This is a genomic window from Bacillota bacterium (assembly GCA_036504675.1).
GTDB lineage: Bacteria > Bacillota > Sulfobacillia > JAJYWN01 > JAJZPE01 > DASXUT01.
Genome location: DASXUT010000193.1, coordinates 1 through 23,544 on the forward strand (window position 1 = coordinate 1; position 23,544 = coordinate 23,544).

At 66.5% G+C, this 23,544-nt stretch carries 27 protein-coding genes; 26 read left to right on the top strand and 1 reads right to left on the bottom strand.

The window, feature by feature from the left end:
• Positions 1 to 288 precede the first annotated feature (288 nt).
• Together VGL40_15185 and uvrA are read left to right on the top strand one after the other, a co-directional pair.
• Positions 289 to 579: a TIGR04076 family protein gene (locus tag VGL40_15185; GenBank protein HEY3316606.1), complete on the top strand. Its 291-nt coding sequence runs from the start codon at positions 289 to 291 to the stop codon at positions 577 to 579.
• Positions 580 to 777: 198 nt separating this feature from the next.
• Positions 778 to 3,636 carry an excinuclease ABC subunit UvrA gene (uvrA, locus tag VGL40_15190; GenBank protein ID HEY3316607.1) on the top strand — a complete coding sequence of 953 codons (2,859 nt, stop codon included), beginning with the start codon at positions 778 to 780 and terminating at the stop codon, positions 3,634 to 3,636.
• Positions 3,637 to 3,643: 7 nt separating this feature from the next.
• Here uvrA and VGL40_15195 read toward each other — a convergent pair whose 3' ends face one another.
• Positions 3,644 to 5,056 carry a M20/M25/M40 family metallo-hydrolase gene (locus VGL40_15195; protein HEY3316608.1) on the bottom strand — a complete coding sequence of 471 codons (1,413 nt, stop codon included), beginning with the start codon at positions 5,054 to 5,056 and terminating at the stop codon, positions 3,644 to 3,646.
• A 210-nt stretch (positions 5,057 to 5,266) separates the two neighbouring features.
• On the opposite strand from VGL40_15195, the gene VGL40_15200 reads away from it, so the two are divergent.
• The 24 genes from VGL40_15200 to VGL40_15315 all read left to right on the top strand — a co-directional run.
• Positions 5,267 to 5,863 carry a class I SAM-dependent methyltransferase gene (locus tag VGL40_15200; protein ID HEY3316609.1) on the top strand — a complete coding sequence of 199 codons (597 nt, stop codon included), beginning with the start codon at positions 5,267 to 5,269 and terminating at the stop codon, positions 5,861 to 5,863.
• Between the two features lie 6 nt (positions 5,864 to 5,869).
• A complete protein-coding gene (gene uvrC, locus VGL40_15205) occupies positions 5,870 to 7,783 on the top strand; it encodes an excinuclease ABC subunit UvrC (GenBank protein HEY3316610.1) in 1,914 nt (637 codons plus the stop codon).
• 250 nt (positions 7,784 to 8,033) lie between these two features.
• Entirely contained in the window at positions 8,034 to 8,333 is a 300-nt protein-coding gene (locus VGL40_15210) for a methylated-DNA--[protein]-cysteine S-methyltransferase (protein HEY3316611.1), read from the top strand.
• A gap of 147 nt (positions 8,334 to 8,480) precedes the next feature.
• Positions 8,481 to 8,672, top strand: a complete 192-nt coding sequence (locus VGL40_15215; GenBank protein ID HEY3316612.1) for a hypothetical protein — start codon at positions 8,481 to 8,483, stop codon at positions 8,670 to 8,672.
• Positions 8,673 to 8,863: 191 nt separating this feature from the next.
• Complete coding sequence (locus VGL40_15220; protein HEY3316613.1) at positions 8,864 to 9,112, top strand: hypothetical protein; 249 nt, start codon at positions 8,864 to 8,866, stop codon at positions 9,110 to 9,112.
• A gap of 51 nt (positions 9,113 to 9,163) precedes the next feature.
• Complete coding sequence (locus VGL40_15225; GenBank protein ID HEY3316614.1) at positions 9,164 to 9,472, top strand: hypothetical protein; 309 nt, start codon at positions 9,164 to 9,166, stop codon at positions 9,470 to 9,472.
• Positions 9,473 to 9,623: 151 nt separating this feature from the next.
• Positions 9,624 to 10,121 (top strand): DUF2089 domain-containing protein, encoded by a 498-nt coding sequence (locus tag VGL40_15230; GenBank protein HEY3316615.1) that lies wholly within the window; start codon positions 9,624 to 9,626, stop codon positions 10,119 to 10,121.
• Position 10,122: 1 nt separating this feature from the next.
• Positions 10,123 to 11,298, top strand: a complete 1,176-nt coding sequence (locus VGL40_15235; protein HEY3316616.1) for a DUF4097 family beta strand repeat-containing protein — start codon at positions 10,123 to 10,125, stop codon at positions 11,296 to 11,298.
• Positions 11,299 to 11,407: 109 nt separating this feature from the next.
• Positions 11,408 to 12,496: a DUF4097 family beta strand repeat-containing protein gene (locus VGL40_15240; GenBank protein HEY3316617.1), complete on the top strand. Its 1,089-nt coding sequence runs from the start codon at positions 11,408 to 11,410 to the stop codon at positions 12,494 to 12,496.
• Positions 12,497 to 12,557: 61 nt separating this feature from the next.
• Positions 12,558 to 12,866, top strand: coding sequence for a hypothetical protein (locus tag VGL40_15245; GenBank protein ID HEY3316618.1), 309 nt, complete (start codon positions 12,558 to 12,560; stop codon positions 12,864 to 12,866).
• 27 nt (positions 12,867 to 12,893) lie between these two features.
• A complete protein-coding gene (locus tag VGL40_15250; protein HEY3316619.1) occupies positions 12,894 to 14,003 on the top strand; it encodes a DUF4097 family beta strand repeat-containing protein in 1,110 nt (369 codons plus the stop codon).
• A gap of 12 nt (positions 14,004 to 14,015) precedes the next feature.
• Positions 14,016 to 14,453 (top strand): hypothetical protein, encoded by a 438-nt coding sequence (locus VGL40_15255; protein HEY3316620.1) that lies wholly within the window; start codon positions 14,016 to 14,018, stop codon positions 14,451 to 14,453.
• A 14-nt stretch (positions 14,454 to 14,467) separates the two neighbouring features.
• Positions 14,468 to 14,827 carry a hypothetical protein gene (locus VGL40_15260; protein ID HEY3316621.1) on the top strand — a complete coding sequence of 120 codons (360 nt, stop codon included), beginning with the start codon at positions 14,468 to 14,470 and terminating at the stop codon, positions 14,825 to 14,827.
• A 32-nt stretch (positions 14,828 to 14,859) separates the two neighbouring features.
• Entirely contained in the window at positions 14,860 to 16,203 is a 1,344-nt protein-coding gene (locus tag VGL40_15265) for an MFS transporter (protein HEY3316622.1), read from the top strand.
• An 18-nt stretch (positions 16,204 to 16,221) separates the two neighbouring features.
• Positions 16,222 to 16,566 (top strand): phage holin family protein, encoded by a 345-nt coding sequence (locus tag VGL40_15270; GenBank protein ID HEY3316623.1) that lies wholly within the window; start codon positions 16,222 to 16,224, stop codon positions 16,564 to 16,566.
• Positions 16,567 to 16,644: 78 nt separating this feature from the next.
• The gene (locus VGL40_15275) at positions 16,645 to 17,451 is read left to right on the top strand and encodes a Cof-type HAD-IIB family hydrolase (protein ID HEY3316624.1); all 807 of its coding nucleotides are present in this window, start codon (positions 16,645 to 16,647) and stop codon (positions 17,449 to 17,451) included.
• A complete protein-coding gene (locus VGL40_15280; GenBank protein HEY3316625.1) occupies positions 17,448 to 18,548 on the top strand; it encodes a bifunctional phosphoglucose/phosphomannose isomerase in 1,101 nt (366 codons plus the stop codon). Before VGL40_15275 ends, VGL40_15280 begins: the two co-directional genes overlap by 4 nt.
• Positions 18,549 to 18,599: 51 nt before the next feature.
• Positions 18,600 to 19,646 carry an ROK family protein gene (locus VGL40_15285; protein HEY3316626.1) on the top strand — a complete coding sequence of 349 codons (1,047 nt, stop codon included), beginning with the start codon at positions 18,600 to 18,602 and terminating at the stop codon, positions 19,644 to 19,646.
• Between the two features lie 60 nt (positions 19,647 to 19,706).
• Positions 19,707 to 20,252, top strand: a complete 546-nt coding sequence (locus VGL40_15290; GenBank protein HEY3316627.1) for an NUDIX domain-containing protein — start codon at positions 19,707 to 19,709, stop codon at positions 20,250 to 20,252.
• Positions 20,253 to 20,279: 27 nt separating this feature from the next.
• Positions 20,280 to 21,287, top strand: a complete 1,008-nt coding sequence (locus VGL40_15295; protein ID HEY3316628.1) for a PfkB family carbohydrate kinase — start codon at positions 20,280 to 20,282, stop codon at positions 21,285 to 21,287.
• A complete protein-coding gene (locus VGL40_15300) occupies positions 21,284 to 22,492 on the top strand; it encodes a glycerate kinase (GenBank protein ID HEY3316629.1) in 1,209 nt (402 codons plus the stop codon). The genes VGL40_15295 and VGL40_15300 overlap by 4 nt, the downstream gene beginning before the upstream one ends.
• A 21-nt stretch (positions 22,493 to 22,513) precedes the next feature.
• Entirely contained in the window at positions 22,514 to 22,738 is a 225-nt protein-coding gene (locus VGL40_15305) for a PspC domain-containing protein (protein ID HEY3316630.1), read from the top strand.
• Between the two features lie 78 nt (positions 22,739 to 22,816).
• Complete coding sequence (locus VGL40_15310; GenBank protein HEY3316631.1) at positions 22,817 to 23,335, top strand: PspC domain-containing protein; 519 nt, start codon at positions 22,817 to 22,819, stop codon at positions 23,333 to 23,335.
• Positions 23,332 to 23,544, top strand: a 213-nt coding sequence (locus VGL40_15315; GenBank protein HEY3316632.1) for a DUF5668 domain-containing protein, incomplete at its 3' end; no start/stop codon positions are given. The genes VGL40_15310 and VGL40_15315, both read left to right, overlap by 4 nt.

A 23,544-nucleotide genomic window follows, 5' to 3' on the forward strand; every position in this document is an offset into this window, starting at 1 on the left:
TAGTGAATTGTGCCATGGGCGAGAGGTCCACCCCTCCTACTTGTGTTTGTGCTCGCAACCAAACACTTCGGAGAGGAACCCTCTCGTCCCTCTTTCTGCCCAGGTCTCCTACTTCAGACCAACATTAACTTTACTCACACCACGGTCTCTTCGGGAGGTGGCCAACGACAAGGCGACGGGCGTTCCGCCCAATACCTACGAGGGATCCAGGTATCCCCAGGGTTGCCAAACATATGTTCGGTATAGTATAATCTCGCCGTAGGGTCTCGAAGTCAAGGGGGAATGGGCGTGGCTAAGCGGGGCGAGTTCCTTCCGGTCAGGATAACCATGATCGAGCAACGGGGAAAGTGCACTCACAAGCTGGGGGATAGTTTCATCTGGGACAGCTGGACCCCGCCCAAGGGGATGTGCGGCGCGCTCACCGACTCGCTGGCCAGGCCGGCCCTGATGTGCGCCCTGGGCGCCCTGTCTTGGGAAGACAACGACCCGGACCATTGGTACATCTCCTGTCCCTCGAAGAAGGGCACCGTCTGGAAGCTGGAGAGCCTCGAGAAAGAGATGCCCAAGCGCGAGTGGTAGGTGGCCCGGCGGGCCGACCCTTTCCTCGCGCCGTCGCCGCCTTCGTCGCGGCCGCCGACGGGCCCGCCGAGCGGCTTTCCCAGCGCGTTGGTAGCCGGTTGCCCGGTATGTTATAATCTAGGAGCATCTAGAGGCCGCCTGGCAGCGCCGCCACGGCGTTTCCCCAAAACCTTGCGGCCGTAGCGACTGGAGCGACACATGGCCAAGGACAAGATCATCATCCGGGGCGCCCGGCAGCACAACCTGAAGAACATCGACATCGAGATCCCGCGCGACAAGTTCGTCGTCATCACCGGGCTGTCCGGGTCGGGCAAGTCGTCGTTGGCCTTCGACACCATCTTCGCCGAGGGGCAGCGCCGCTACGTCGAGTCGCTGTCGGCCTACGCCCGCCAGTTCCTCGGCCAGATGGACAAGCCCGACGTCGACTACATTGAGGGCCTTTCCCCGACCATTTCCATCGACCAGAAAACCACCAGCCGCAACCCGCGGTCGACCGTCGGCACGGTCACCGAAATCTATGACTACCTGCGTCTTCTCTTCGCCCGCATCGGTCGTCCGCACTGCCCCAAGTGCGGTAAGCCCATCACCCAGCAGACCGTCGATCAGATGGTCGACCAGGTGGCGGGCTTGCCCGAAAGCACCCGCATCCAGATCCTCGCCCCGATTGTCCGGGGGCGCAAGGGCGAACACGAGAAGGTCATCGAGGAGATCCGCAAGGGCGGCTATGTCCGGGTCCGGGTGGACGGTGAGGTTCACGAAGTCACCGAGCCCATCACCCTGGAGAAGAACAAGAAGCACTCCATCGAGGCTGTCGTCGACCGGCTGGTCGTCCGGCCGGGGCTGCAAAAGCGCCTGGCCGACTCGCTGGAGACGGCCCTCAATCTTTCCGGCGGATTGGTCCTCGTCGACGTCATCGGTAAAGAAGAGATCCTCTTCTCCCGCAACTTCGCCTGCATCGACTGCGGCGTCAGCATCGAGGAGCCGCAGCCGCGGATGTTCTCCTTCAATAACCCCTACGGAGCCTGCCCGGTCTGCGACGGTCTCGGGTCGAACATGGAGATCGACCCCGACCGGGTCATTCCCGATCGCCGGAAGAGCATCGACGATGGGGCCATCGTCCCCTGGTACCGAGGCGCGATGACCTACTACCCGTCGCTCCTCGAGGCGGTCGCCCGCCACTTAGGCTTCCGCACCGACGTGCCCATCGACGACCTCGACCCGAAGTGGGTCGACATCGTCCTCAACGGTTCCGGGGACGAGAAATTCCCCTTCACTTTCGAAGGCTTCAACGGCCAGATGCGGACCAAGGAGGCGACCTTCGAAGGGGTCGTCCACAACCTCGAGCGGCGCTACCGCGAGTCCCAGAGCGACGGGGCCCGGGCCGACATCGAGGAGTTCATGAGCACCAAACCCTGTCCGGCCTGCGGCGGCAAGCGCCTGCGCCCGGAGAGCCTGGCGGTCAAGATCGGCGGCAAGTCCATCGCCGACGTGACGGGCCTGTCCATCGTTGAGACCCTCGACTTCTTCAACCACCTCACGTTGACCCAGCGCGAGGAGCTCATCGCCCACCAGGTCTTGAAGGAGATCCGTGAGCGGCTGGGCTTCCTGGTCAACGTCGGCCTCGACTACCTGACCTTGGACCGAGCGGCCGGGACCCTGGCCGGCGGCGAGGCCCAGCGGATCAGGCTGGCCACCCAGATTGGCTCCGGCCTGGTCGGCGTGCTCTATATCCTCGACGAGCCCAGCATCGGCCTGCACCAGCGGGACAACGAGCGGCTGATCGCCACACTCAAGCGCCTGCGCGGCCTCGGGAACACCCTCATCGTCGTCGAGCATGATGAAGAGACGATGTGGGCGGCCGACCACATCATCGACATCGGGCCGGGGGCCGGGGCCCACGGCGGGCGGGTCATCGTCGCCGGGACCATCGACGAGGTGATGGCCTGTCCGGAGTCGATCACCGGCCAGTACCTAAGCGGCCAGAAGGAGATCCCCGTCCCGCTGGCCCGCCGGCAGCCGAACGGCAAGGCCGTCGAGGTCCGGGGGGCCCGTGAGCACAACCTGAAAGAAATCGACGTCAAGTTTCCGTTGGGGCTGTTCGTCTGCGTCACCGGGGTCTCCGGTTCGGGCAAGAGCACGCTGGTCAACGAGATCCTCCACAAGGCTCTCGCCGCCGATCTCAACCGGGCCAGGACGAAGCCCGGCGACCACGAGGCCATCACCGGGCTGAAGTACCTCGACAAGGTCATCGACATTGACCAGTCACCCATCGGTCGGACCCCGCGCTCCAACCCGGCCACTTACACCGGGCTCTTCGACCTCATCCGCGACGTTTATGCCAGCACGCCCGAGGCGAGAGTGCGCGGCTTCCGGGCCGGGCGGTTCTCCTTCAACGTCCGCGGCGGCCGTTGCGAGGCCTGCAAGGGCGACGGGATAATCAAGATCGAGATGCACTTCCTGCCCGACGTCTATGTGCCGTGCGAAGTCTGCAAGGGCAAGCGCTATAATCGCGAGACCCTCGAGGTCAGGTACAAGGGGAAGTCCATCTCCGACGTCCTGGAAATGAACGTCGACGAGGGCGCCGAGTTCTTCAAGAACCTGCCCCGCCTGAAGCGCAAACTCCAGACGTTGCAGGACGTCGGCTTGGGCTACATCAAGCTGGGTCAGCCGGCGACGACCCTCTCCGGCGGTGAGGCCCAGCGGGTCAAGCTGGCCACCGAGCTGTCTCGCCGGTCCAACGGCAAGACCATGTATATCCTGGACGAGCCGACCACCGGCCTCCACATCGACGACATCCACAAGCTTCTGGTCGTCCTGGGAAGGCTGGTCGACGCCGGGGATACGGTGGTCGTCATCGAACACAACCTGGACGTCATCAAGACCGCCGACTATCTCATCGACCTCGGTCCCGAGGGCGGGGAGCGGGGCGGGCGGGTCATCGCCACCGGGACGCCGGAAGAGGTCGCCGCCATGCCCCAGTCTTACACCGGCCAGTTCCTCAAGAAGATCTTCGAACGCCAGGCCAAACGGGGCCGGGGCAAGACGGCGGCGAACTAACCTACCACTATCCCCTCAGGGGCAACCGCTTTTCGTAGCCGAGGACTTCCCACAGGCCTTCGCTCTCGAGGAGCTTCTTTGTCTCCGCCTTGCTCTTGTGGGCGGCCGGCCAGTCGTTCACTTGGAAGGACAAATAGAGAAGCAGCCGGGCCAGGTTGAGGGCGTCCATCTGAAGCCCCCGGGGACTGACCTTGTCCAGCGTGTCGGCGGCCGTATGGGTCCACCCGCGCCCGGCCGGCCTCGGACCCGGCCGGGAGGAGGTCATGAAGGCGCTGGGAACGCCGGCCGCGGCGAAGTTGAACTGGTCGGAGTACAGGTTCATCCCGTTCCTGATCTTCCAGGGCTGGTTCTGGCGCCGGGCGATGTCCTTGAAGACCGGCATGAGTTCCCGCCACCCCTGGATGAGGAGAGACGGCTCTCCGCCGCCACCGGCGGCGTCGACGTTGACCATGAACTGCATGTTCCGGGTCTCACGGCGGTGGGCGTGGACGTACTCCTCCGAGCCGATGAGCCCGATCTCCTCAACGGGGAAGATTACGAAGCGGATGGTGTGGGGCAGGTGCGCCCCGATCTTGGCCAGGACCCTGGCGGTCTCGAGGACGATGACGGCCCCAGAACCGTTGTCGATGGCCCCTGGGGCGATGTCGTGCCCGTCGAGATGCCCGCCGGCGATGAGCAGGCGCCGCTGGCTTTCCCGGCCGACGACCTCCCCGCAGATGTTGGAAGAGGTCATCCGCTCGTTGCTGTTGGCGGTCGCGATCCGGAGCTTGACCGGACCCTTTTCGGCCAGGCGGTTGAGGGCCGCCCCAGTCTCCGTGGACACGCCGACCCCGATCACCTCGGCCGGGGCGTTGAAGCGAAGGGAGCCGGTCTCTTCGAGGAGCCCCGGTTCGTCGCGCATCCAGATGAAGCCCACCGCTCCGGCCTCCACGGCCCGGCCGTACTTCTCCATCCGGTGCATCGTCCGGCATAGGTCGGTCGGGGATTCGGTCGTCACCATGACGATCTTCCCCTTGATCTCGTCCGCCCTCTCGGCGTAGACGTCGGGGTGTCCTGAGCCGAGGAAGACCAGTTCGCCCTGGACCTCACCCGAGCCACAATAGGGCAAGGCGAGGCATGGAAAGGCGCGACGCTTGGGACTGAGCGCGGTCAGCCTGGCCCGACCGCGCGCCCAGCCGGCGTACTCGAACTCTTCAGTGTGGACGTCGTCGAGCCCATATTGACTCATCCGTGAGGTCAGGAACTGGACCGCTTTCCGTTCCCCGGCCGTGCCGCCGAACCGGCTGCCGCACTCGTCGCACAGGTAGACCAGGTTCCGGTAAGCCTCATCGGAGGTCCAGACCTCCCCGACCACCATCCGGTCCAGGGTGGCCAGGTCCAGAGGCTCGACTGCGGGTGGAGGAGCGGCCCTCAGGGACATCCCAACATCTCCTTATTGTGCTCCGGCTCGGGTGGGATCGGCCCGGGTGGTCCGGCTTGGGTAGGGGGTTTCGACACCGAGCTGGCTACACCCTTGCGGGCAGGGGACCCGCCAACCCGGGGAGAATACAAGATCAGCGGCCTTTGGGGGGTCGGGACCGAGAGCTACCCCGGACGACCTGCAGCGATGAACGAAGGGGGCACGTAGTAGTTGGATGTCACCGAGCTTACCCAACACGACTTCGTAGCCGACATAAACCGGTGGGTCAGCGGACTTCCCAGCCTGATCGACGTCGGGTGCGGCTTGGGCGACTTGCTGACGAGGATTGACTGTCCGATCAAGATCGGAATCGATGCCCATCGCCCCTATTTGGAGAGACGTCGTACGGATGACCCGCGAATCGTTCCCCTAACCATGGATGCCCGGGAGATGCCGGCCCGGTTCCTTCCCGGCGGAGTCGCGGCGATACTCTTCCTGGATGTGCTGGAGCACTTCCCTTACGACGAGGGAGTCGAGATCCTCCGGCAGGCTGAGGCACTGGCCAGAGAGTCGGTCATAGTCTTTACTCCGCGGGGCTGGTTCCCACAGCACAACTTCGATTACTTCAACCTTGGTGGGGAGACCTATCAGGAGCACCGAAGCGCCTGGAACGTTGCCAACTTTGAACGCCTGGGCTTCACGGATGCCATTGTCTATAAGGCCTTCCACGGACCGGGCAACCCTTCATTCCTGCGCGCCTTCCCCGAGCCGGGGGCCGCTCCGGTTGATGCCTTGCTGGTCAGGAAGGTACTCCAACGCGGGAAGTGAGATGGCTTGCCCGAAGATCGCCCGTCGGGGCCGAGTCCAGAGATGGAGGCCAAGCTGGGCAGGCTCCCGGCCAAGCCGGGCGTCTACCTGTTCAAGGACAAGGCCGGTGAGATCATTTACATCGGCAAGGCCCTGTCCCTCAGGAGCCGGGTCAGGCAGTATTTCCAGTCGGCCAAGAACCAGAATCCCCGGACCATGGCCATGGTCATGCAGGCCAGGGATCTCGAATTCATCCGGACCGACTCAGAGGTCGAGGCCCTTATCCTTGAGTCCAACCTGATCAAGGAGTACCATCCGTACTTCAACGTCCGTCTTAAGGACGACAAACACTTTCCCTATTTGCGGGTCGACGCCAACGAGGACTTCCCTCGGGTGACCATCGCCCGCTCGATGAAGCGCGACGGGGCTTCATACTTCGGTCCCTACACTCATTCGGACGCCGTTCGCGACACTCTCCGGACGATCAGACGGGTCTTCCCTTTCCGCACCTGCAGCGAACACAAGTTCCGGACGGTCACCCGCCCGTGCCTTGACTATCATGTCCGCCGGTGCCAGGGCGCCTGTCGGGGCCTTGTCTCGGAGGCCGACTATAAGTCGATGATCAGGGAACTCTGCCTGTTCCTCGACGGGCGAACCCAGGATGTCACCGACCACCTTCAGTGCCGGATGGAAGAGGCCGCCGAGCAGCTGGATTTCGAGCGGGCGGCGGAGATCCGCGACCGGCTGAGGGCCATCTCGGAGGTCAGTGAAAGGCAGAAGATCATCTCCACGGGCATGGAGGATCAGGATGTCGTGGCCTCCTCCCGCCATGGCGATGATGCTTCGGTGCAGGTCTTCCAGATTCGGGGGGGCCGGTTGGTCGGACGGGAGAGCTTCGTCCTCAACGGGACCGAGGGCCAATCTGGGCCGGAGGTCATCGATGCCTTTCTCAAGCAGTTCTACGCCCAGGCTTCCTTCATCCCCAGGGAGATCCTCCTCCCTGAGCCGGTCATCGAGCAGGGGTTGCTCGAGGAGTGGCTGTCCGCGAAGCGCGGCGGCAGGGTCCACCTGACCCAGCCCAAGCGCGGTGAGAAGAAGGGTCTCGTCGACCTGGCCGCCGAGAACGCCAGAGTCTCGTTGCAGGAGCGCCTGGCCGAGCGGACCCGTGAGTCCGAGCAGACCGGCCAGGCCCTCGCTGACCTTCAGCGCCAGTTGGGCCTCGATGGGCCCCCGCGGCGGATCGAGTGCTTCGACATCTCCAACATCCAGGGGGCCGAGGCCGTGGGCTCGATGGTCGTCTTTGAGGACGGCCGGCCCAAGAAGGAAGACTATCGGAAGTTCCGAATCCGCACGGTCGAGGGATCCAACGACTTTGCCATGATGAAGGAAGTCGTCGGGCGACGCTACCGTCGCGGCCTCAGGGAGCGTGAAGAGGCCGCCACCGGGGGGCGACCGAAGTTCGCCACCCTGCCCGACCTGATCATCGTCGACGGCGGCAAGGGTCAGCTCTCTTCGGCCAGGGAGGTCCTCACCCAACTGGGCCTGGGGGGCATCCCCACCTTTGGCCTGGCCAAGGAACACGAGTGGCTGTTCGGCGAGGGACGCCCGGGCCCGGTCGTCCTTCCCCGCGGTTCCGAGGCCCTCTTCCTGGTCCAGCGGATCAGGGACGAGGCCCATCGCTTCGCCATCGGTTACCACCGGGTGGTGCGGCGGAAGCGGACCCTGAAGTCGGTCCTGGACGACATCCCGGGCATCGGCCCACGCCGGCGGACCATCCTCCTGCGTCAGTTCGGCTCCATCGCCGGCCTGAGAAAGGCCGGGCTGGACGAGCTGAAAGCGACGCCGGGGATTCCCGCCCCGGTGGCCGAGACCATCTTCGCGTGGCTCCATGGAGAAAACGCCAAGGGGGGTCAGGACGGTGAGCCAGTGGACCAGGGATGACCGGTCTTCCGACCTGCGCTGGTCGGCCTTCGAGGTCGCCGGGGGTTGGATCGGAGCGGTGACCGGCCCGCGCGGGTTACGCTACCTGTCGCTGCCGCGGGCCGACCGCGAATCGGCCGGGCGCGAAGTGACCGCCGGTTTCCCGAAAGCCGTCGAGGATGACACGGCCTTTGATCAATTGCGGGCCGACCTGGCGGCCTATTTCGCCGGGCGCCCCGTGGACCTGACGCGCCACCCCGTCGACGCCGAGATGACCCCCTTCCAACGGCGGGTCCTCGAGGCCTGCGCCCGCATCCCCCATGGCGCCACCAAGACCTATGGCGAGCTGGCGGCCGAGGTCGGCAGCCAGGGGGCGGCCCGGGCGGTGGGCCAGGTCATGGCCCAAAACCCCGTCGCCCTGGTCTTCCCCTGACACCGCGTCCTGGCCGCCGGCGGCGGCCTCGGGGGGTTCGGCGGTGGGTTGGAGATGAAGCGCTGGCTGCTGGACCTGGAGTCAGGCCGGCTCCGACCGGAACGACGCAGGTTGAGAGATGTGGTTCTGAAGGGCTAAGAAAAACTTCCAGCCGTCGGGAACAAACCCGTCGCCCTGACGTCATATATAGTTGGTATCGGCCATCGCCTCTGGGAAATGTGGCCGGCCCGGGGCCCAAGCCCCCGGCTCAACCGGCAACAAGCTTCATGGAAGGAGGGAAATGACATGATCCGTAACCTCGCCGTTTTCGTGGTCGCTCCGGCGGGTGGGCTCATCCTCGCGGCAGCGGGATATCTCTGCCTTGCCGCGGATACAGGCTTCACCGCGCCGCTTGACAACTCCACCGAGAACCGGCGGGGAACCGGGCCAGGTCATGCTTCCCTTCCTTCGGGTCTGACCTTGCGTCGGCAAGGTTGAAGATCGCCCTGCACCCTTGATTGAATAGACCGGTTGATACCCACGGCCCGGGGGTTCCCCCGGGCCGCTTTGCGTCTTCCCGACAGCTCCCGAGCTCGGCCGCCGGACATCGGCCAAGTTCGGAACGAAGCGAGGGCGAGGGTTAAAGACATCAAGGAGCAGGGTTGACATGTTAAGGGGGTGGGTCTATAATGTTAATCGTCAAGGAAAGGATGTTAACCATCATGCCTCATACCAACGGGAAGAATCCAGCCTCGACCTTCAAGGTCGGGTCGGCGCGGACGAAGGGGCCGGCGATCCCCGGCGAGCGGTTCGCCCGCCGGACCAGGGACGCCATCGTGGAGTTGATCTTCCCGCCGGCCGTCACCGCGAACCGGGATCCCCGGTCGGAGACTCTGATCAGTCTGGTCTCGCCCAGATGGCCCGTGGACTTTCGGTGAGCCGATGGCCGACACCGGAATCACCGTAAGCTGCCAAAGGAGCGGATGACCGTGAACGCCCGTCTTGATCCGACGAACCCCACGACTCGCCGGGAAGGCACTGATTCCCGCCTGGCCAAGCTTTTCGGAGGTGGTCGTCAGATGGATACCATCGAGGTCCTCTACCATGGTGATCTCTGCGAGGACATCCTTCAATTCGTCCAGGCCAGCGGGACGGCCAGGATTGTGGCGACCAGGCCGCTCGTCATCGCCACCGGTGACGAAGCCGCCGTCCTGCCCGGTCTCTTGGGAGCGCTGTCCCACTCGCCGATGGAAGTCGAGTTGGTCAGGGTCCGTCGCCGTCAATCCAATGTCCACTAATAACTGGGCCGACCCCGGGCCATCGCGCCCGAGGGTCGGCCGGCTCGTTCCCCGCGTGTTGACAGGTCAACCCCCAAAAACTACACTTAAGCCGCCACCTTAAAGAAGTTAAACCGCACCCTTAACATGAACGAAACGGGGTGTTCCAAGCGTGGAGAAACGACGGATGCCCGGCCGGTGCCCGGTCTGCCATGAGAAGCTGGACATCACCCGGCTGAACTGCCCTCACTGCGAAACCAGCATCGAGGGGCGGTTCGAGGCTTCGAAGTTCGATGCCCTGACCCGTGACCAATCGGATTTCGTCGAGGTCTTCCTTAAGGCTCGCGGCAACATCAAAGAGGTCGAGAGGGAGCTCGGCATCTCCTACCCCACGGTCAGAGGGCGTTTGGAGCAAGTCATTCAGGCCCTGGGTTACCGGCCTGAACCGATTCCGGACGAGACCGCATCGACGGCCAAACGCCGGGACGTGCTCGAGGCCCTTAAGTCGGGGCGGATCACCGCCGAGGAGGCCGTCAAACTCCTCAAGAGCAGGTCGGCGCCGCCGGCCGAGGCGGGGGAGGGCGGGCCGTCGGACGGCGAGGACGCACCCAGGAAGTCAGATGAAGGCGGGGCCCAAGGTGTCGACGCCGGTCAAGGCGGGAGGGAATAACGTGGACGAGGAACGACCTGACCAGGGGACGCCCGGCGCGGACGCCGAACGGCGGATGATTGAGGAGATGCGGCGGGCCGGTCGCCTCTCTGAGGATGAGGCGAAAGCCTTATTGGCCGCCATCGGCGGGGCAGACGGAGAGGCGGGGGCAGAACCCGCGGCCCAGCCCGGCGCCGAGTCCCGGACATGGGCCCGCGGGCCCTGGATCGGCTGGGGGCCGGAAGCTCGCGACGCCGCCCGCGAAGCCAGTCGGGAGGTCCGCGAGGCCGCCCGCGAAGCCAGCCGGGAGGTCCGCCGGGCTTTCCACGAGGCCAGGCACCAGGCCAGGGAGGCCGCCGGAACGGGGGATGACCCGGGCGACCTGGGGAGCGAGATCGCCGGGGCGATCCGGGAGGGTCTGGATGCCGGTCTGCGGGGGCTCAATGAAGGGCTTCGAGGCCTTCGAAGCGCGTTCGGCCCGACCAGCATGGGGCCGGCTTCCCGGCAGGAGAAGACGGTCCTCGAGCACGCCGTCGATCGCGGCTGTCGGATCTTCATCAATTCCGCCTCGGGGGACGTCAGCGTGACGGCGGGCTCGCCCGGGACCGTCCGGGTCACCTGGACCAAGCAGGCTCATGGCTCCGCGACCGACGAGGTCGAGCGACGGTTGGCGGCCGCGGGGGTGAGCGTCGAGGGGGACCGGACGACCCTGACCGTCCGCACCGACCTCGGACCCGAGTCCGCCCGCGGGACGGGTCCGGTCACCATCGACCTCCACGTTGAGGTGCCCGCCGAAGCCGCCGTCGAGGTCCGCGGGGCCAACGGCGACGTCGAAATGACCGGACTCTCGGGCCGGGTCAGGGCCGACGCCAGAAACGGTGACGTGACCCTAACCACCGAGGCCGTGGAACAAGTCGAACTGCACAGTCAGAATGGCGACGTGACCGCCCGCTTCCAGCCCACCAGGGGCGGCCGCTACGAACTCCGGGCGACGGCCGGCGATGTCGAGCTGATCCTGCCGGAAGAGGCCTCGATCGCGATTGAAGCATCGACCGGCTCCGGCGAGATCGAATCGGCCATGGAGATGACGGTCACAGAGCGCCGGACGGAGCGTCTGCTGCTGGGTCGCCTCGGCGCCGGTGAGGCCACCGTGATCGCCCGCGCCGGGGCGGGGGACGTGACCATCCGGCGACCTTGAATCGGCCCGGACGGATTCGCCAACCGTGTCGGACCACCCGCCCCATGGCTTCCTAGCTACCCACGATGTCGGGCAGGGGAGATAAACCCACATCTGGAGGTGCCCTTTTATGCAAGAGGAACGGTTGATGATCCTGAAGATGATCCAGGAGGGCAAGGTGACCGCTCAGGAAGGGGTGGAGCTCCTCAAAGCCCTCCGCGAGGGGCACGGCCCTCAGGGCGCCGGTCGGACGGCTCAAGGCTCGAGCTCAGGCCGCCCGACCGCGGCCGGGGACCCGGGGACTGGGGCGACCGGGTTCGCCGAAGACGACTTCGGCTCGGGCCACCGCCCCAAGTCCATCCTCGAAGGAGTGCTCGAGGGGATCGGCCCGATCAGCTTCCCCTTCGGCTTCTTGGGCGACAGCTACAAGTTCGAAGAGGACCACGAAGGACGGTTCGAAGCCGCCCCCGGATTGCCGGTCACGATCAATTTCAGCACGTCCAATGGCCGCCTGATCCTCCGCGGTTGGGAGCGGCCCGACTACCGCGTCCACATCATCAAGACACTGCGTGGCCCGGGGGAAGACGAAGCCCGCCAGAGGGCCCGCCAGATGGCCCAATTCACGGCCACCCCCGAGGGCCTCACCCTCGAGTCACGGTTGATCGGCTGGCACAATTCCGGCGTGGCGGCCGAGGTCTTCCTGCCGGCCGGCTTGCTCTACCGGGTCGGCCTGCACACGTCCAACGGCCGGATCGAAACCGAGGGGTTGAAGACGGACCAGTTCGACGCCCACACCTCCAACGGCCGGATCGTCTGCGAGCGACTGACCGGGGAGCGGGTCATCGTCAGGACGTCGAATGGGCGGATCGTCGCCAACTGCTCGGCCCACCGGCTCGACGCCGACACGTCCAATGGGTCGATCACCGTCGTCCCGCCCGGAGGCCTCGACGGTGACAGCCGGTACCAGCTGCGGACGTCCAACGGCGGGATCAAGATCCGCCCCGAGGACCGGACCGATTGCGGCTACGACATCGACGCCTCGACCTCCTTTGGCCACATCGAGCTGGAGCTGCCCGAACTCGATTACGCCATCAACGAGCGGACCGTTGGGCACCGCCGGTCGAAGGCCCAGACCCGGGGCTTTGACGGGAAGACCCGCCGCATCTACATCGAGGCCAGGACGTCCAACGGACCGATCCTGGTCAGTCGGAGCGTCTGAGGACCACCGGCCCCTTCAATAATTAGACACCCACCGAGAGAACGCGAGGAGGAGAACATCAATGGTCGACTTCATGCTCCAGAACACCCAGCTGTTCCTGACCATCTTCTTTTCCGTCCTGGGCTTCCTGGTCATCCTGGCCGTCCTGAGCCACTTCCGGACGGTCGCCATGATCAAGGCCGGGCTTTACCGGCCAAATGAGCCCACCTGGTTCAACGGCCACTCCTTCCGTGACGGGCTCTGGCTCATCGCCATCGGCGGCGGGATCTTCGCCGGCATCTACTTCCACCTCGGCTTCTGGGCCACGGCCTTCGGGACCCTGGCCGCCATGGGCGTAGCCGCCATAGTCAGCAGCTTCTTCGGCCGGTGAGGATCTCACCTGGGGGTGAAGGGACCAATGAAGACGGCCATAGAGGTCAGCGAAGTTTGGCAGAACACGTTCGCCATCGGTCACGGCAGAAGGGTCACGATCAGCCAGGATGTCGGGTCGATCACCCTTGGCGCTTGGGATCGGCCCGAGACCAAAGTGGTGGCCACCAAGCGGGCCTCCGGGCCTGATGAAGCGTCGGCCCGGCGGGCCCTGGGTGGTCTGAGGGTCCGGGCGAACCCCGGGGGACGCGGGCTTTCCATCGAGGTCGGCGGGGCCGCCCGGGGCGCCTTCGGGTTTTCCCGGCCGGGCCGGGTCGATCTCGACGTGACCGTGCCCCGCGGCCTCGATGTGGACGTCGATACCGGCAGCGGAGCAGTCCTGGCCGAGGAGCTTTCCGGCCGACTGGCGATCGACACCGGGGCGGGGCCCGTGACGGTCGCCCGATGCGCCGGCAAGGTCACGGTCGACACCGGCAGCGGGCCGGTGGACGTCAGGGAAACCAGCGGGGAAGTCGAGGTCGACACCGGCTCCGGGACGGTGAACATCGACCGGGTCAGGGGCGACGTGGACGTCGACACCGGCAACGGGTCAGTCCGCCTGAGGGGCGTCCGGGCCCGCAGGATCCACGTCGATACGGGCCGGGGAGAGATCTCCGGGGCCTTCGTCCCGGTCCGCGACGGAGACTACGACTTCGATACCGGGCTGGGCTCGATCGAGTTGAGAGTGCCGGCCCAAGCCGCCGGGCGCTTCGATTTGGAGGCTGATGGCGGCGCGATCCATTGCCACCTGCCGTTGGTCCGCGAGGAGACCCGCCCCGGCATCCTGCGCGGCGTCCTGAAGCGCGGGTCGTGCGAGGTCAAGGGCCGAGCCGGCCGAGGTGACATCACGGTCGTGGCGGTGAGCGAGGCCGACCTCGGGGAAGAGACCGCCGACTGGCGGGCGGCCGACCCGGTGGACACCGGCCCGGACCAAGGACCGGGCCCCGGCCCAAGTGGGAGACGGGGCCTATCCATGGAAGATGAGGACTACGTCCGGGTCCTCAAGATGGTTGAGGCCAGGCGCCTCACCCCGGAGGCCGCCGAGCAGCTCCTCAGAGCCCTGGAAGAGGACGATGAAGCCGACGAAAGACCGTTTTGAGGGGATGAGACCTTGAGCCAGAAAGCCAGGGAAATCATCGGAGCCATCGACGGCGGCAAGATGGGTGTCGAGGAAGGGCTCAAGGAGCTCGACCGCTGGCGACAGCAGCGTCGTCAGGAGCGACTCCGGGAAGAGGCCCGCGTCCGCCGGAGGCCGGCCCGATGGCTGAGGGTCAAGGTCCTCGACCCACGGCACGGGCGCCGCTTCAACCTCTGGCTGCCGATGATCATCATCTTCTGGGCCTTGTCGCTTGGTTTTTGGGGACTATCCCTGTTCCGATGGTTCGGCCGGCGAACCGCCGAGCGATGGCGAGTGCCGAGGTCAAGTGGCCTCGAGCCGACGGACTACCGGGGGGCCCTCGCCGGGCTGCGGATCGGCCTGGTGGCCTGCGGCAAGATCGTTGACGTCCAGGACGACGATGGTACGTGTGTCGAAGTTTGGCTAGGATAACGGGAGGGGCCGACATGAACGAGGAACGACTGCAAATTTTGAAGATGATCGAGAGTGGGAAGATCACCGCCGAGGAGGGGGCCAAGCTCCTCACGGCGGTTGAAACGGGTCAGGGAGAGGAACAAACCCCTCACTCGGCCAAGTTCCTGAAGGTCAAGGTCTACGATACCCGATCGGGGAAGGCCAAGGTCAATGTCAACCTGCCCCTGAACCTGCTGGACATCGCGGTCCGGTTCATCCCCAAGGACCATGAGTACACCAAGGGGCTGGACATGGTCGGTCTGGTCGAAGCCATCCGTGGCGGGGCTGTCGGTAAGATCGTCGAGGTCGATGACGAGGAAGAGCACCAGCACGTCGAGGTCTACGTCGAGTAGGCTCGAATCTCGCCGGGCACGGGGGCAAGCTGATGCTCGATGTCCTTAAGAACGCCCGATTCGCCAGGCTTTGGGCCGGCCAGACCCTGTCCTTCCTGGGCGATTGGCTGAATATCACAGCGCTCATGAGCCTGCTGGCCTTCAGATGGCAGGCGACGGCCTTTCAAATGAGCCTCTATGGACTGGTGGCCGCCCTGCCGTGGGTGGTCGTCGGACCCGTGGCCGGGGTCTTTGCCGACCGCTGGAACCGGAAGACGACGATGATCGTCGCCGACCTCATCCGCGCCGTGGCCGTCCTGGGCTTCCTGGTGGCCAGAGACATGGGGCAGGTCTTCGCGATCGTCCTCCTGATCGGCGTCGTCGCCCCCTTCTTCACGTCCTCCAGGACGCCGACGATCAAGCAGATCGTCGGCCGGGAAGCCCTACTCCCCGCCAATGCCCTGAGCACCATGGCCCTCAACGGGGCGAAGATCATCGGTCCGGCCGTCGGCGGGATCATCGTCGCCACGATCGGTGAGAACGCCTGCTTTTGGGCGGACAGCCTGAGCTTCCTCCTGTCCGCCGGGCTCATCGCCACGGTGGCCATCCCCGACGAAAGGCGGGTCGGCGCGGGTGCCGCAGAGGCGGGCGCCGGAGCGGCGGCCTCCACCGACGTCGGAGCCGCGAGACCCGCCCCCGCTTCGGCCCCATCGAAGCTCAACTTCCTGGCCGATCTCAAGGCCGGCCTGGACCACATCGCGCGGAAACCAATCCTTGTCTTCGCCGTCGTCCTCCTTTCCCTGACCGCTTTTTGCCTCGGGGTCTTCGACGCCGTGGCGGTCGTCTTCATCCGCGAGGTCTTTGGCCCGAACCCCAAGCTCTTGGGCTGGCTGCTGGCGGCCATCGGCTTCGGCACGGTGGTCTCGGCGGTCTGGGTCGGGGGCCGAGGGCAAGACCACAGCCCATGGCTCCTGAGCGTCATCGGGGCCCTCGGAATGAGCGTGCCCCTGGCCCTGCTGGCGTTGATCGGCGTGGTCGCCCCCGGGACGCCGTTGGCCGTCCCCCTGGCCATCACCCTGGTCATGCTCGCCGGACTGGGGCAGTCGCTGCTCTTCGTGACAGTGATGACGGTCATCCAGACCGAGACGCCTGGAGAGATCCTGGGGCGGGTCTCCGGGGCCACCGACGCCGTGGTCATCGGCTCGCAACTGATCGCTTTCCCCATCGCCGGCGGTCTGGCCACGCTCATCGGCGCCGGGCCGGTCATGCTGGCGGCCGGCGTTCTTCTGACCATCTTCGGGCTGGCCTTCTGGGCCAGGATACCGCGGGACCGGAAAGAGCTTTCATCGGCCGAGCGGTCGGCAGGGGCTGCCAAAGCGGCCGCGAAGATAGACTGAGTCGGAGGTGCTGGGTCCGTGGATCTCATCGTCCGTTGGGCCTTGAACGCCCTGGCCCTCTTGGCCACCACCTACATCGTCCCGGGCATTCACGTCAAGGACTTCCTCGCCGCCCTCATCGCGGCGGCGGTCATCGGCATCGTCAATGCCACCATCCGTCCGGTCATCCTCTTCCTGACCATCCCCATCCGCCTACTGACCCTGGGGATCTTCACCCTCATCGTCAACGCCCTGCTCTTCTGGGCCATCTCGACCCTGCCCCTGGGGCTGTCGATCGACGGCTTCTGGGCGGCCTTTTGGGGGGCCATCGTCCTCTCCTTGATCAGCGGCCTCCTGACCTCGATCATCAAGCATCGCCGCTAGGCCCAAGACCGCCACTGGGCCCAAGACACAAAGCCCGGGAGGGAACCCGCAACGCCTCCAGCCAAACCAGTCAAGCTCATCGCCCTCGACCTCGACGGCACCGTCCTCAACCGCGACCTCCAGATCCACCCGACGACCATCTCCGCCCTGCGGGCGGCTTTGGACCGCGGCCGGTTGGCGACCATCGTCACCGGTCGCATGTTCGCCTCGGCCCGCGTCTACGCCCAGCGCCTCGGCCTCGGCGACATGCCCCTCGTCACCTACAACGGGGGCCTCATCCGGACGGCCGAATCCGAGAAGACCTATTTCCACCTTCCGGTCGACCTGGCTCCGGCGGCCGGGGTGGCCCGCTTGACCAAGGAACTCGACTACAGCCTGAACCTGTACGTTGACGACAAGCTGGTGGTCGAGGAGGTCAACGAGCGGGTCAGGCTGTACACGTCGATCGCCCTGGTCGAAGCCCAGGCCGTCGGGGATCTCTCGGCCTATCTGGCCGGCGATGAGGCCCATCGGCCGACCAAGATGCTCGTGGTCGACGACGAGGCGCGGATCGAAACCCTCAGGCAGGCGGTCGTCGCCGCCTACCCATCGGAGCTTTACACCGTCACCTCCTACCCATACTTCCTGGAGATGATGAACCCGGCCGTGTCCAAGAGCAAGGCCCTCGGGGCCCTATCGAAGCAGCTGGGGGTCGACCGTGACGAGATCCTGGCCATCGGTGATTCTTTCAACGACCTGGACATGCTGGAGTACGCGGGCCTCGGGGTGGCCATGGGGACCGCTCCCGAACCGGTGAAGGCCAGGGCCGACTACGTCACCGCGGGCACTGACGAGGGTGGCGTGGCCGCGGCCATCGAACGCTTCGTACTGGAGGGGCGGGCATGAGTGGAACGGCTATCCTCGATGACCGAGAGGCCATGGGGGCCCTGGACGAAGGCGGGATGCTCCGCCTCCTGTGGACCTATCCCGAGCAGTTCGACGAAGGGCGCCGGTTGGCCGCCGAATTCGACCTGGGGGTCCAGGTCCAGGGCCAGGGCCAGAGCCAGCTAAGAGAACTCGACGAGGTCCTCCTCCTGGGCACCGGCGGGGGGTCGGCCGCGGCCGGTAATCTCGTCGCCTCCTACCTCTTCGGCGACTTGCGGGTGCCCTTTCTCGTCCATCAGGGTTACAACATCCCCCGCTACGTGGACGAGCACACCCTCTGCTTCGTGGTCACCCACTCGGGCCAGACGGAGGAGACGCTCAGCGCCTACCAGCAGGCGGTCGACCGGCGGGCCAGGGTCATCGCCATCACTTCCGGCGGTACTCTGCGCGAGTGGTGTCGCCGGGAGCAGATTCCCGTCCTCGAGGTTCCGGGCGGCCTGATGCCGCGGGTCGCCTTGGGGTACCTGATGATCCCGATCCTGACCCTGCTTGACCGCCTGGGGCTGGTGGCTCCCAAGGGCCGCCAGATCCAGGAAGCCGTCGAGGTCATGGCGGCCATGCGCTCGGCCATCGGGCCGGACGCCCCGGCCGCGGTTAACGAGGCCAAACAGACCGCCGCCCGGCTGGTCGGGAAGATCCCCGTCATCTACGGACGGAGCGAGTTCAGCGAGGCCGTCGCCGCCCGGATGAAACGGCAGCTGGCGGAGAACGCCAAGCTGTTGTCCTTGGCCAACGCCGTGCCGGCCCTCCATCATGACGAGATCGTCGGCTGGGACTCGCCGCCCGAGGTGACCAAAGCTTTCGGGCTGGTCCTTCTGCGCGACGCCGACGAGTCTGAGAAGGTCCACCGCCGGATGGAGATCACCCGTGGCCTGCTCGAGCCGAGGGCCGGGTCGTTGTCCGAGGTCTGGGCCCGCGGGCAGGGCCGCCTGGCCCGTCTGCTGTCCCTCGTCTATGTGTGCGATTATGTCTCCGTCTACCTCGCCTTGGCCCTCGGGCGCGACCCCACGCCGGTGCGAATTATTGACCTCTTCAAAAGGGAAATGTCTGGAAAGTAGCGAACCTTGGTGAATGATGTCATCCAAGGACGCTCCACCGGGAGGAAGGATATGGCCGTAGACGGCGCGACGGTCCGCGTGACCACCGAGCACCTGCCCTTGCGGGGCATCGGGCAGGCCTCCGTCCTCTTGGGCGTGGACCTCGGTGGGAGCCACGTGACGGCCGCCCTGATCGATCAGTCCGGTCGCATTCTCCAACGCCGGCGGGCCCCGACGCTCGTCGAAAGCGGCCCCGACGCGATCATCAAGGGGATCGTCGACCTCCTCCGGGAGGTCATCTCGGCCTCCGGAGTGACCAAACGCGAGCTTTGCGGGATCGGCCTGGGCATTCCGGGGTTGATCGATTCGACCCTCGGGCTGTCCGTCTTCTCCCCCAACCTGTTCTGGCGAAATGTTCAGGTGGTCCGGCCGATCGAACGCGAGTTCAACCTGCCGACTTTCATCGACAACGACGTCCGCTGCGCCACCCTCGGTGAGGCCTGGTACGGCGCCGGGCGGGGGGTTTCGAGCCTGATCTGCATCACCATCGGCACCGGGATCGGCTCGGGGATCATGGTCGACGGCCAGTTGCTCCGCGGGGCGACCGAGAGCGCCGGGGAAATCGGCCATATGACCATCGAGAAGGACGGGCCGGTCTGCAACTGCGGCAATCGCGGATGCCTGGAGGCCTTGGCGTCGGGGCCGGCCATCGCCCGGCGGGCTCAGGAAGCCGTGAAAAACGGCGTTCAGACGGTCATGCTAAGCATGGTCGCCGGCCAGGTCGACCAGATCGACGCCGGCGTGGTCACCCAGGCAGCCCGCCAGGGCGACCCGGCGGCCTGGGAGATCGTCGAGCTCACCGCAATCTACCTCGGTATCGGGATCGCCAACTTCATCAACCTGATCAACCCGGAACTGGTCATCATCGGCGGGGGCGTGGCCCAAGCGGGTGAGTTGCTGCTGGCGCCGATGCGCCGGGTGGTGGGTCAACGGGCGATGAAGGTCCAAGCGGCGGCGGCCCGCATCGTCCCGGCCCGCCTGGGCGAGGACGCCGGGGTCATCGGTGCCGGCGCCCTGGTCCTCGAGCGGTTGGGCGAGGAGGGGCCCCGGGCCGAGTGAGAGCGTCACTGGGCCGTCGGCGATAGGCCGGCGGCCTTTTAGATGGAGAGGAGGAGGCCCTTGGAGCGTCGTTCAGTGGTCTGCTTCATCCGCGCGGGCGGCGACGCCCCCGCCTGGTTGCTGCTCCATCGGCGGCGGGCCCCCGACCTCGGCCGCTGGAACGCCCCCGGCGGGGCGATCGAGGCCGGCGAGGAACCGGTCGAGGCGGCCCGTCGGGAGGTCCGCGAAGAGACCGGGTTGGATCTCCCCCTCGGCCGGCTCCGGGAGCGCGCCCGGCTGACTCTGAATGGCTGGGATGGGAACCCCGAGACGGTCGAGCACATCTGGGTCTTCACGGCGGTGGCCGAGGATCGAGAAGGGGCCGCCGAGGGGGAGTCCCCATCCGGAGAAGGGCGTCTGGCCTGGGTCCCGGAGCCGGGGCTGCGCCGTCTGGCCTGGCCGGAGGACGTGCCGACCTACCTCGACCGCCTGTTCGATCCGACGGCCCCCGATTTCCTCGGGGAGTTCACCTATGATGACGCCGGTCGCCTGCTCGACGCGATCATCATGCCGGTCGACCGGCCTCGCCGAGATTCCGAGAAGGACGGTGAAACTCACCGCCATTGACCGGTGTTAATAGAGGGGGAAACGGGAGTGCTGGTCACCGTCACCGTCAACAGCTCGCTGGACACCGCCTACATCGTCCCCGGGATGGTCGTCGGGGAGATCAACCGGGTCCGTGAGAAGGCCGTCGTTGCCGGCGGCAAAGGCAACAACGTTGCTCGCGTCCTGAGAGAGCTCGGCTACCACGTCGTGGCTTCCGGCTTCGCCGGCGGTTCGCGCGGGGCCGCCATCCACCGAGGCCTCGAGGAGCAAGGGATCGCTACGGAGTTCGTCTGGACCGCCGCCGAGTCCCGGACCTGCCTGGCCATGATCGACCCGGTCTCGGAGGCGATCACCCAGATCCTCGAAGCCGGGGCCTCGATCGCCTCGGGCGAGCTGTTACGTCTCAAGCAGAAGCTCGGCGACTTGATGGCCCATTTCAACGAGAGCACGGCCGGAGGCACGACGGTCCCCGACTCCCCCCTGGCCGGTTCGTATCTGATCATGTCGGGTAGCCTCCCACCTGGCGTCCCGCCGGGGTTCTACGCCGAACTCATCCACTCGGCCCGGTCCCATCGATTTCTGGCGGCCCTCGACGCTAAGGGGGAACCACTGCGGCGAGGGCTACTGGCCAAGCCGGCCGTGGTCAAAGTCAACGCCGCCGAGGCGGCCGAGGCCCTCGGCCTGACCGAACGCCAGCCCGACCCGCTGACGCTGGCTGAACGATTGCGGGCGACGGCCGACTGCCAGCTGGCCGTGGTCACCGCCGGACGGGAGGGAGCCGCCGCCGTAGGCCGGCTGAGCAGCAGCTCCGGGCAGGATCCGGTGATCATCTCCAACTATATCAGGCCGCCCGAAGTCGGGCCGGTGGTCAGCCCGGTCGGCTCCGGCGACGCCTTCTTCGCCGGGCTCATCGGTGAGTTGTCGACCGGCCGGGACGTCATCGAGGCCCTCAAGACCGCGACGGCCTGCGGCGCGGCCAACGCCCTGACCCTCACGGCGGCCACCATCCGCAAGACGGATGCGGCCAAGATCCGCGAGGAGGTGCGGGTGGCATGAACCTTGGTGCGGATGGCGTAGACACCCGACCACGGTCGCCTTCCTCCGGGCTGAAGGTCATCGCCGCGCCCAATTCCTTCAAGGGCAGCCTTACCGCCACCGATGTGGCGGCGGCCATCGCCGAGGGCGCCCGTCGACTCGACCCGACCATCCTCTGCCGGCAGATCCCCCTCGCCGACGGGGGCGAAGGGACCGTCAGTGCCTTCCTCGGGGCCCTTGGGGGCTCACTGGTCACCCGGCGGGTGACCGGTCCCCTCGGTGATCCGGTCGAGGCCGCCTTCGGGATCCTCGACGACGGGGTGACCGCGGTCATCGAGATGGCCGCCGCGTCCGGGCTCGGACTGGTCGCGGGGGAACGGCGGGACCCACTCATCGCGACCACCTACGGCACGGGCGAACTGATCAAAGCGGCGATCGAACTTGGGCGCCGAAGGATCATCGTCGGGCTGGGTGGGAGCGCCACTGTGGACGGCGGCGCGGGAGCCGCCCAGGCCCTCGGAGCCAGGCTCCTCCATAGAAGCGGCCGCGAACTGCCGCCCGGCGGGGCCGCCCTGGCCGACCTCGACCGCATCGAGGCCGATCGCCTGGCCGAGCTGACCAAGGGCATCGAGGTCACGGTGGCCTCGGACGTCGACAATCCCCTCTGCGGCCCGAACGGGGCGGCTCCCGTTTTCGGACCGCAGAAGGGGGCGACGGCCGAGATGGTCACTACCCTCGACGCCGCCCTGGCCAACTTCGGCCGGGTCATCGCCCGGGACCTCGGGCGGCCGGTGACCGACCGGCCGGGGGCCGGAGCGGCCGGGGGATTCGGGGCCGGGTTGATGGGCTTCCTCGACGCCAAGCTGGTGTCCGGCATCGACCTCATCCTTGAAATGGTGGGCTTCGAGGCCCAACTAGCCTGGGCCGACCTGGTGATTACCGGCGAGGGCCGGGTCGACCGGCAGACGCTGCACGGGAAGGGACCATACGGGGTGGCCCGGGCGGCCACTGCCGCCGGGCGGTCCACGATCGTCCTGGCCGGGTCGGTCGGGCCCGGGGCCTCCGACCTCGAAAGGGGAGCCCGAGCCGTGGTCCTGCCCATCGTCGACCGACCGATGCCGCTCGAGGCGGCCATGGAGGAAGGGGTGGCCCTCGTGGCCGCGGCCGTCGAGCGGGGTCTGAGGCTCTTCCTGATGGGCCGAGACTCTGACCACCCCGGTACGTAGAAGAAGAAGGAGTGCTGTAGAATGCGTAAACTATACCGTTCGCGTCGGGACCGGGTCGTCTCCGGAGTGTGCGGCGGGCTGGCCGACTACTTCGGGGTCGACGTTACCGTCATCCGGCTTCTGTGGGCCATCGCCGTATTCGCCGCCGGTACCGGGGTGGTCGCCTACATCGTCGCCATCCTGATCATCCCGTTGGAGCCCTGTGGTCACGACCAGTCCGGGCCGACCCAGGAGCCGAGGCCCTGACCCCGCTGATCGACTGCCGTAAATCGATGCCGCCCCGCGGCCTGTCCCCCGGGCGGCGTCCAAAAGGAGTGCTGATGGATGCACAGACTATATCGTTCACGCCATGAGCGGGTCATCGCCGGCGTGTGCGGCGGGCTTGCCGAGTACTTCCGGGTCGACGTTACCGTCATCCGGCTCTTGTGGGCCGTCGCCGTCTTCGCCGCCGGAACCGGCGTCATCGCCTACATCGTGGCCGTCCTGATCATCCCGGAGGAACCCTACGGATACAACGGCGGCTATAGCTCGAGCGGCGGCCCGGGGAGCGGGCCGACTGGGCCGACCGGGACGAGCGGGACCGGGACCGACGCCGGATCCGGCGCGGCCGGGCCGACTGGTTCGAGCAGCCCTTCCGGACCCGCCCGGGTCAATGGGAGCCGCTGGCCCCACAGCACCGGTAACCCTTCCGCCGTCTTCGGTTGGATCCTCCTCGGGCTCGGCCTGGTCTTCCTGGTCCGCAACTTCCTCCCCTGGATCGGCTGGGGTTGGTTCTGGCCCTTGGCTCTGGTCGCCTTCGGTCTGGTCATCCTGGTCAACTCGCTGAGGGGAGAGCACAAGTGAACCGCTATCTCGGCGGGGTCGTCAACGGCCTGCTCGTCGTGGCCATCGGGGTCATCCTGCTCCTCAACAACCTCGGTTTGATCAGCGTCGACCTGTGGACGCTGGTCACCCAGTACTGGCCGCTCCTCCTGATCCTGGCCGGGCTGAACATCATCTTCTTCGGACGCAGCTATATCGGGTTAGGCGTGTTCATCCTGGTCATCATGGTG

What these genes read in the sequence shown, in the direction of transcription:
- uvrA (HEY3316607.1), top strand. Translation starts at nt 778, where the DNA reads ATGGCCAAGGACAAGATCATCATCCGGGGCGCCCGGCAGCACAACCTG.
- VGL40_15195 (HEY3316608.1), bottom strand. Translation starts at nt 5,056, where the DNA reads ATGTCCCTGAGGGCCGCTCCTCCACCCGCAGTCGAGCCTCTGGACCTG.
- VGL40_15215 (HEY3316612.1), top strand. Translation starts at nt 8,481, where the DNA reads ATGATCCGTAACCTCGCCGTTTTCGTGGTCGCTCCGGCGGGTGGGCTC.
- VGL40_15220 (HEY3316613.1), top strand. Translation starts at nt 8,864, where the DNA reads ATGTTAATCGTCAAGGAAAGGATGTTAACCATCATGCCTCATACCAAC.
- VGL40_15240 (HEY3316617.1), top strand. Translation starts at nt 11,408, where the DNA reads ATGCAAGAGGAACGGTTGATGATCCTGAAGATGATCCAGGAGGGCAAG.
- VGL40_15245 (HEY3316618.1), top strand. Translation starts at nt 12,558, where the DNA reads ATGGTCGACTTCATGCTCCAGAACACCCAGCTGTTCCTGACCATCTTC.
- VGL40_15250 (HEY3316619.1), top strand. Translation starts at nt 12,894, where the DNA reads ATGAAGACGGCCATAGAGGTCAGCGAAGTTTGGCAGAACACGTTCGCC.
- VGL40_15260 (HEY3316621.1), top strand. Translation starts at nt 14,468, where the DNA reads ATGAACGAGGAACGACTGCAAATTTTGAAGATGATCGAGAGTGGGAAG.
- VGL40_15265 (HEY3316622.1), top strand. Translation starts at nt 14,860, where the DNA reads ATGCTCGATGTCCTTAAGAACGCCCGATTCGCCAGGCTTTGGGCCGGC.
- VGL40_15280 (HEY3316625.1), top strand. Translation starts at nt 17,448, where the DNA reads ATGAGTGGAACGGCTATCCTCGATGACCGAGAGGCCATGGGGGCCCTG.
- VGL40_15285 (HEY3316626.1), top strand. Translation starts at nt 18,600, where the DNA reads ATGGCCGTAGACGGCGCGACGGTCCGCGTGACCACCGAGCACCTGCCC.
- VGL40_15300 (HEY3316629.1), top strand. Translation starts at nt 21,284, where the DNA reads ATGAACCTTGGTGCGGATGGCGTAGACACCCGACCACGGTCGCCTTCC.
- VGL40_15305 (HEY3316630.1), top strand. Translation starts at nt 22,514, where the DNA reads ATGCGTAAACTATACCGTTCGCGTCGGGACCGGGTCGTCTCCGGAGTG.
- VGL40_15310 (HEY3316631.1), top strand. Translation starts at nt 22,817, where the DNA reads ATGCACAGACTATATCGTTCACGCCATGAGCGGGTCATCGCCGGCGTG.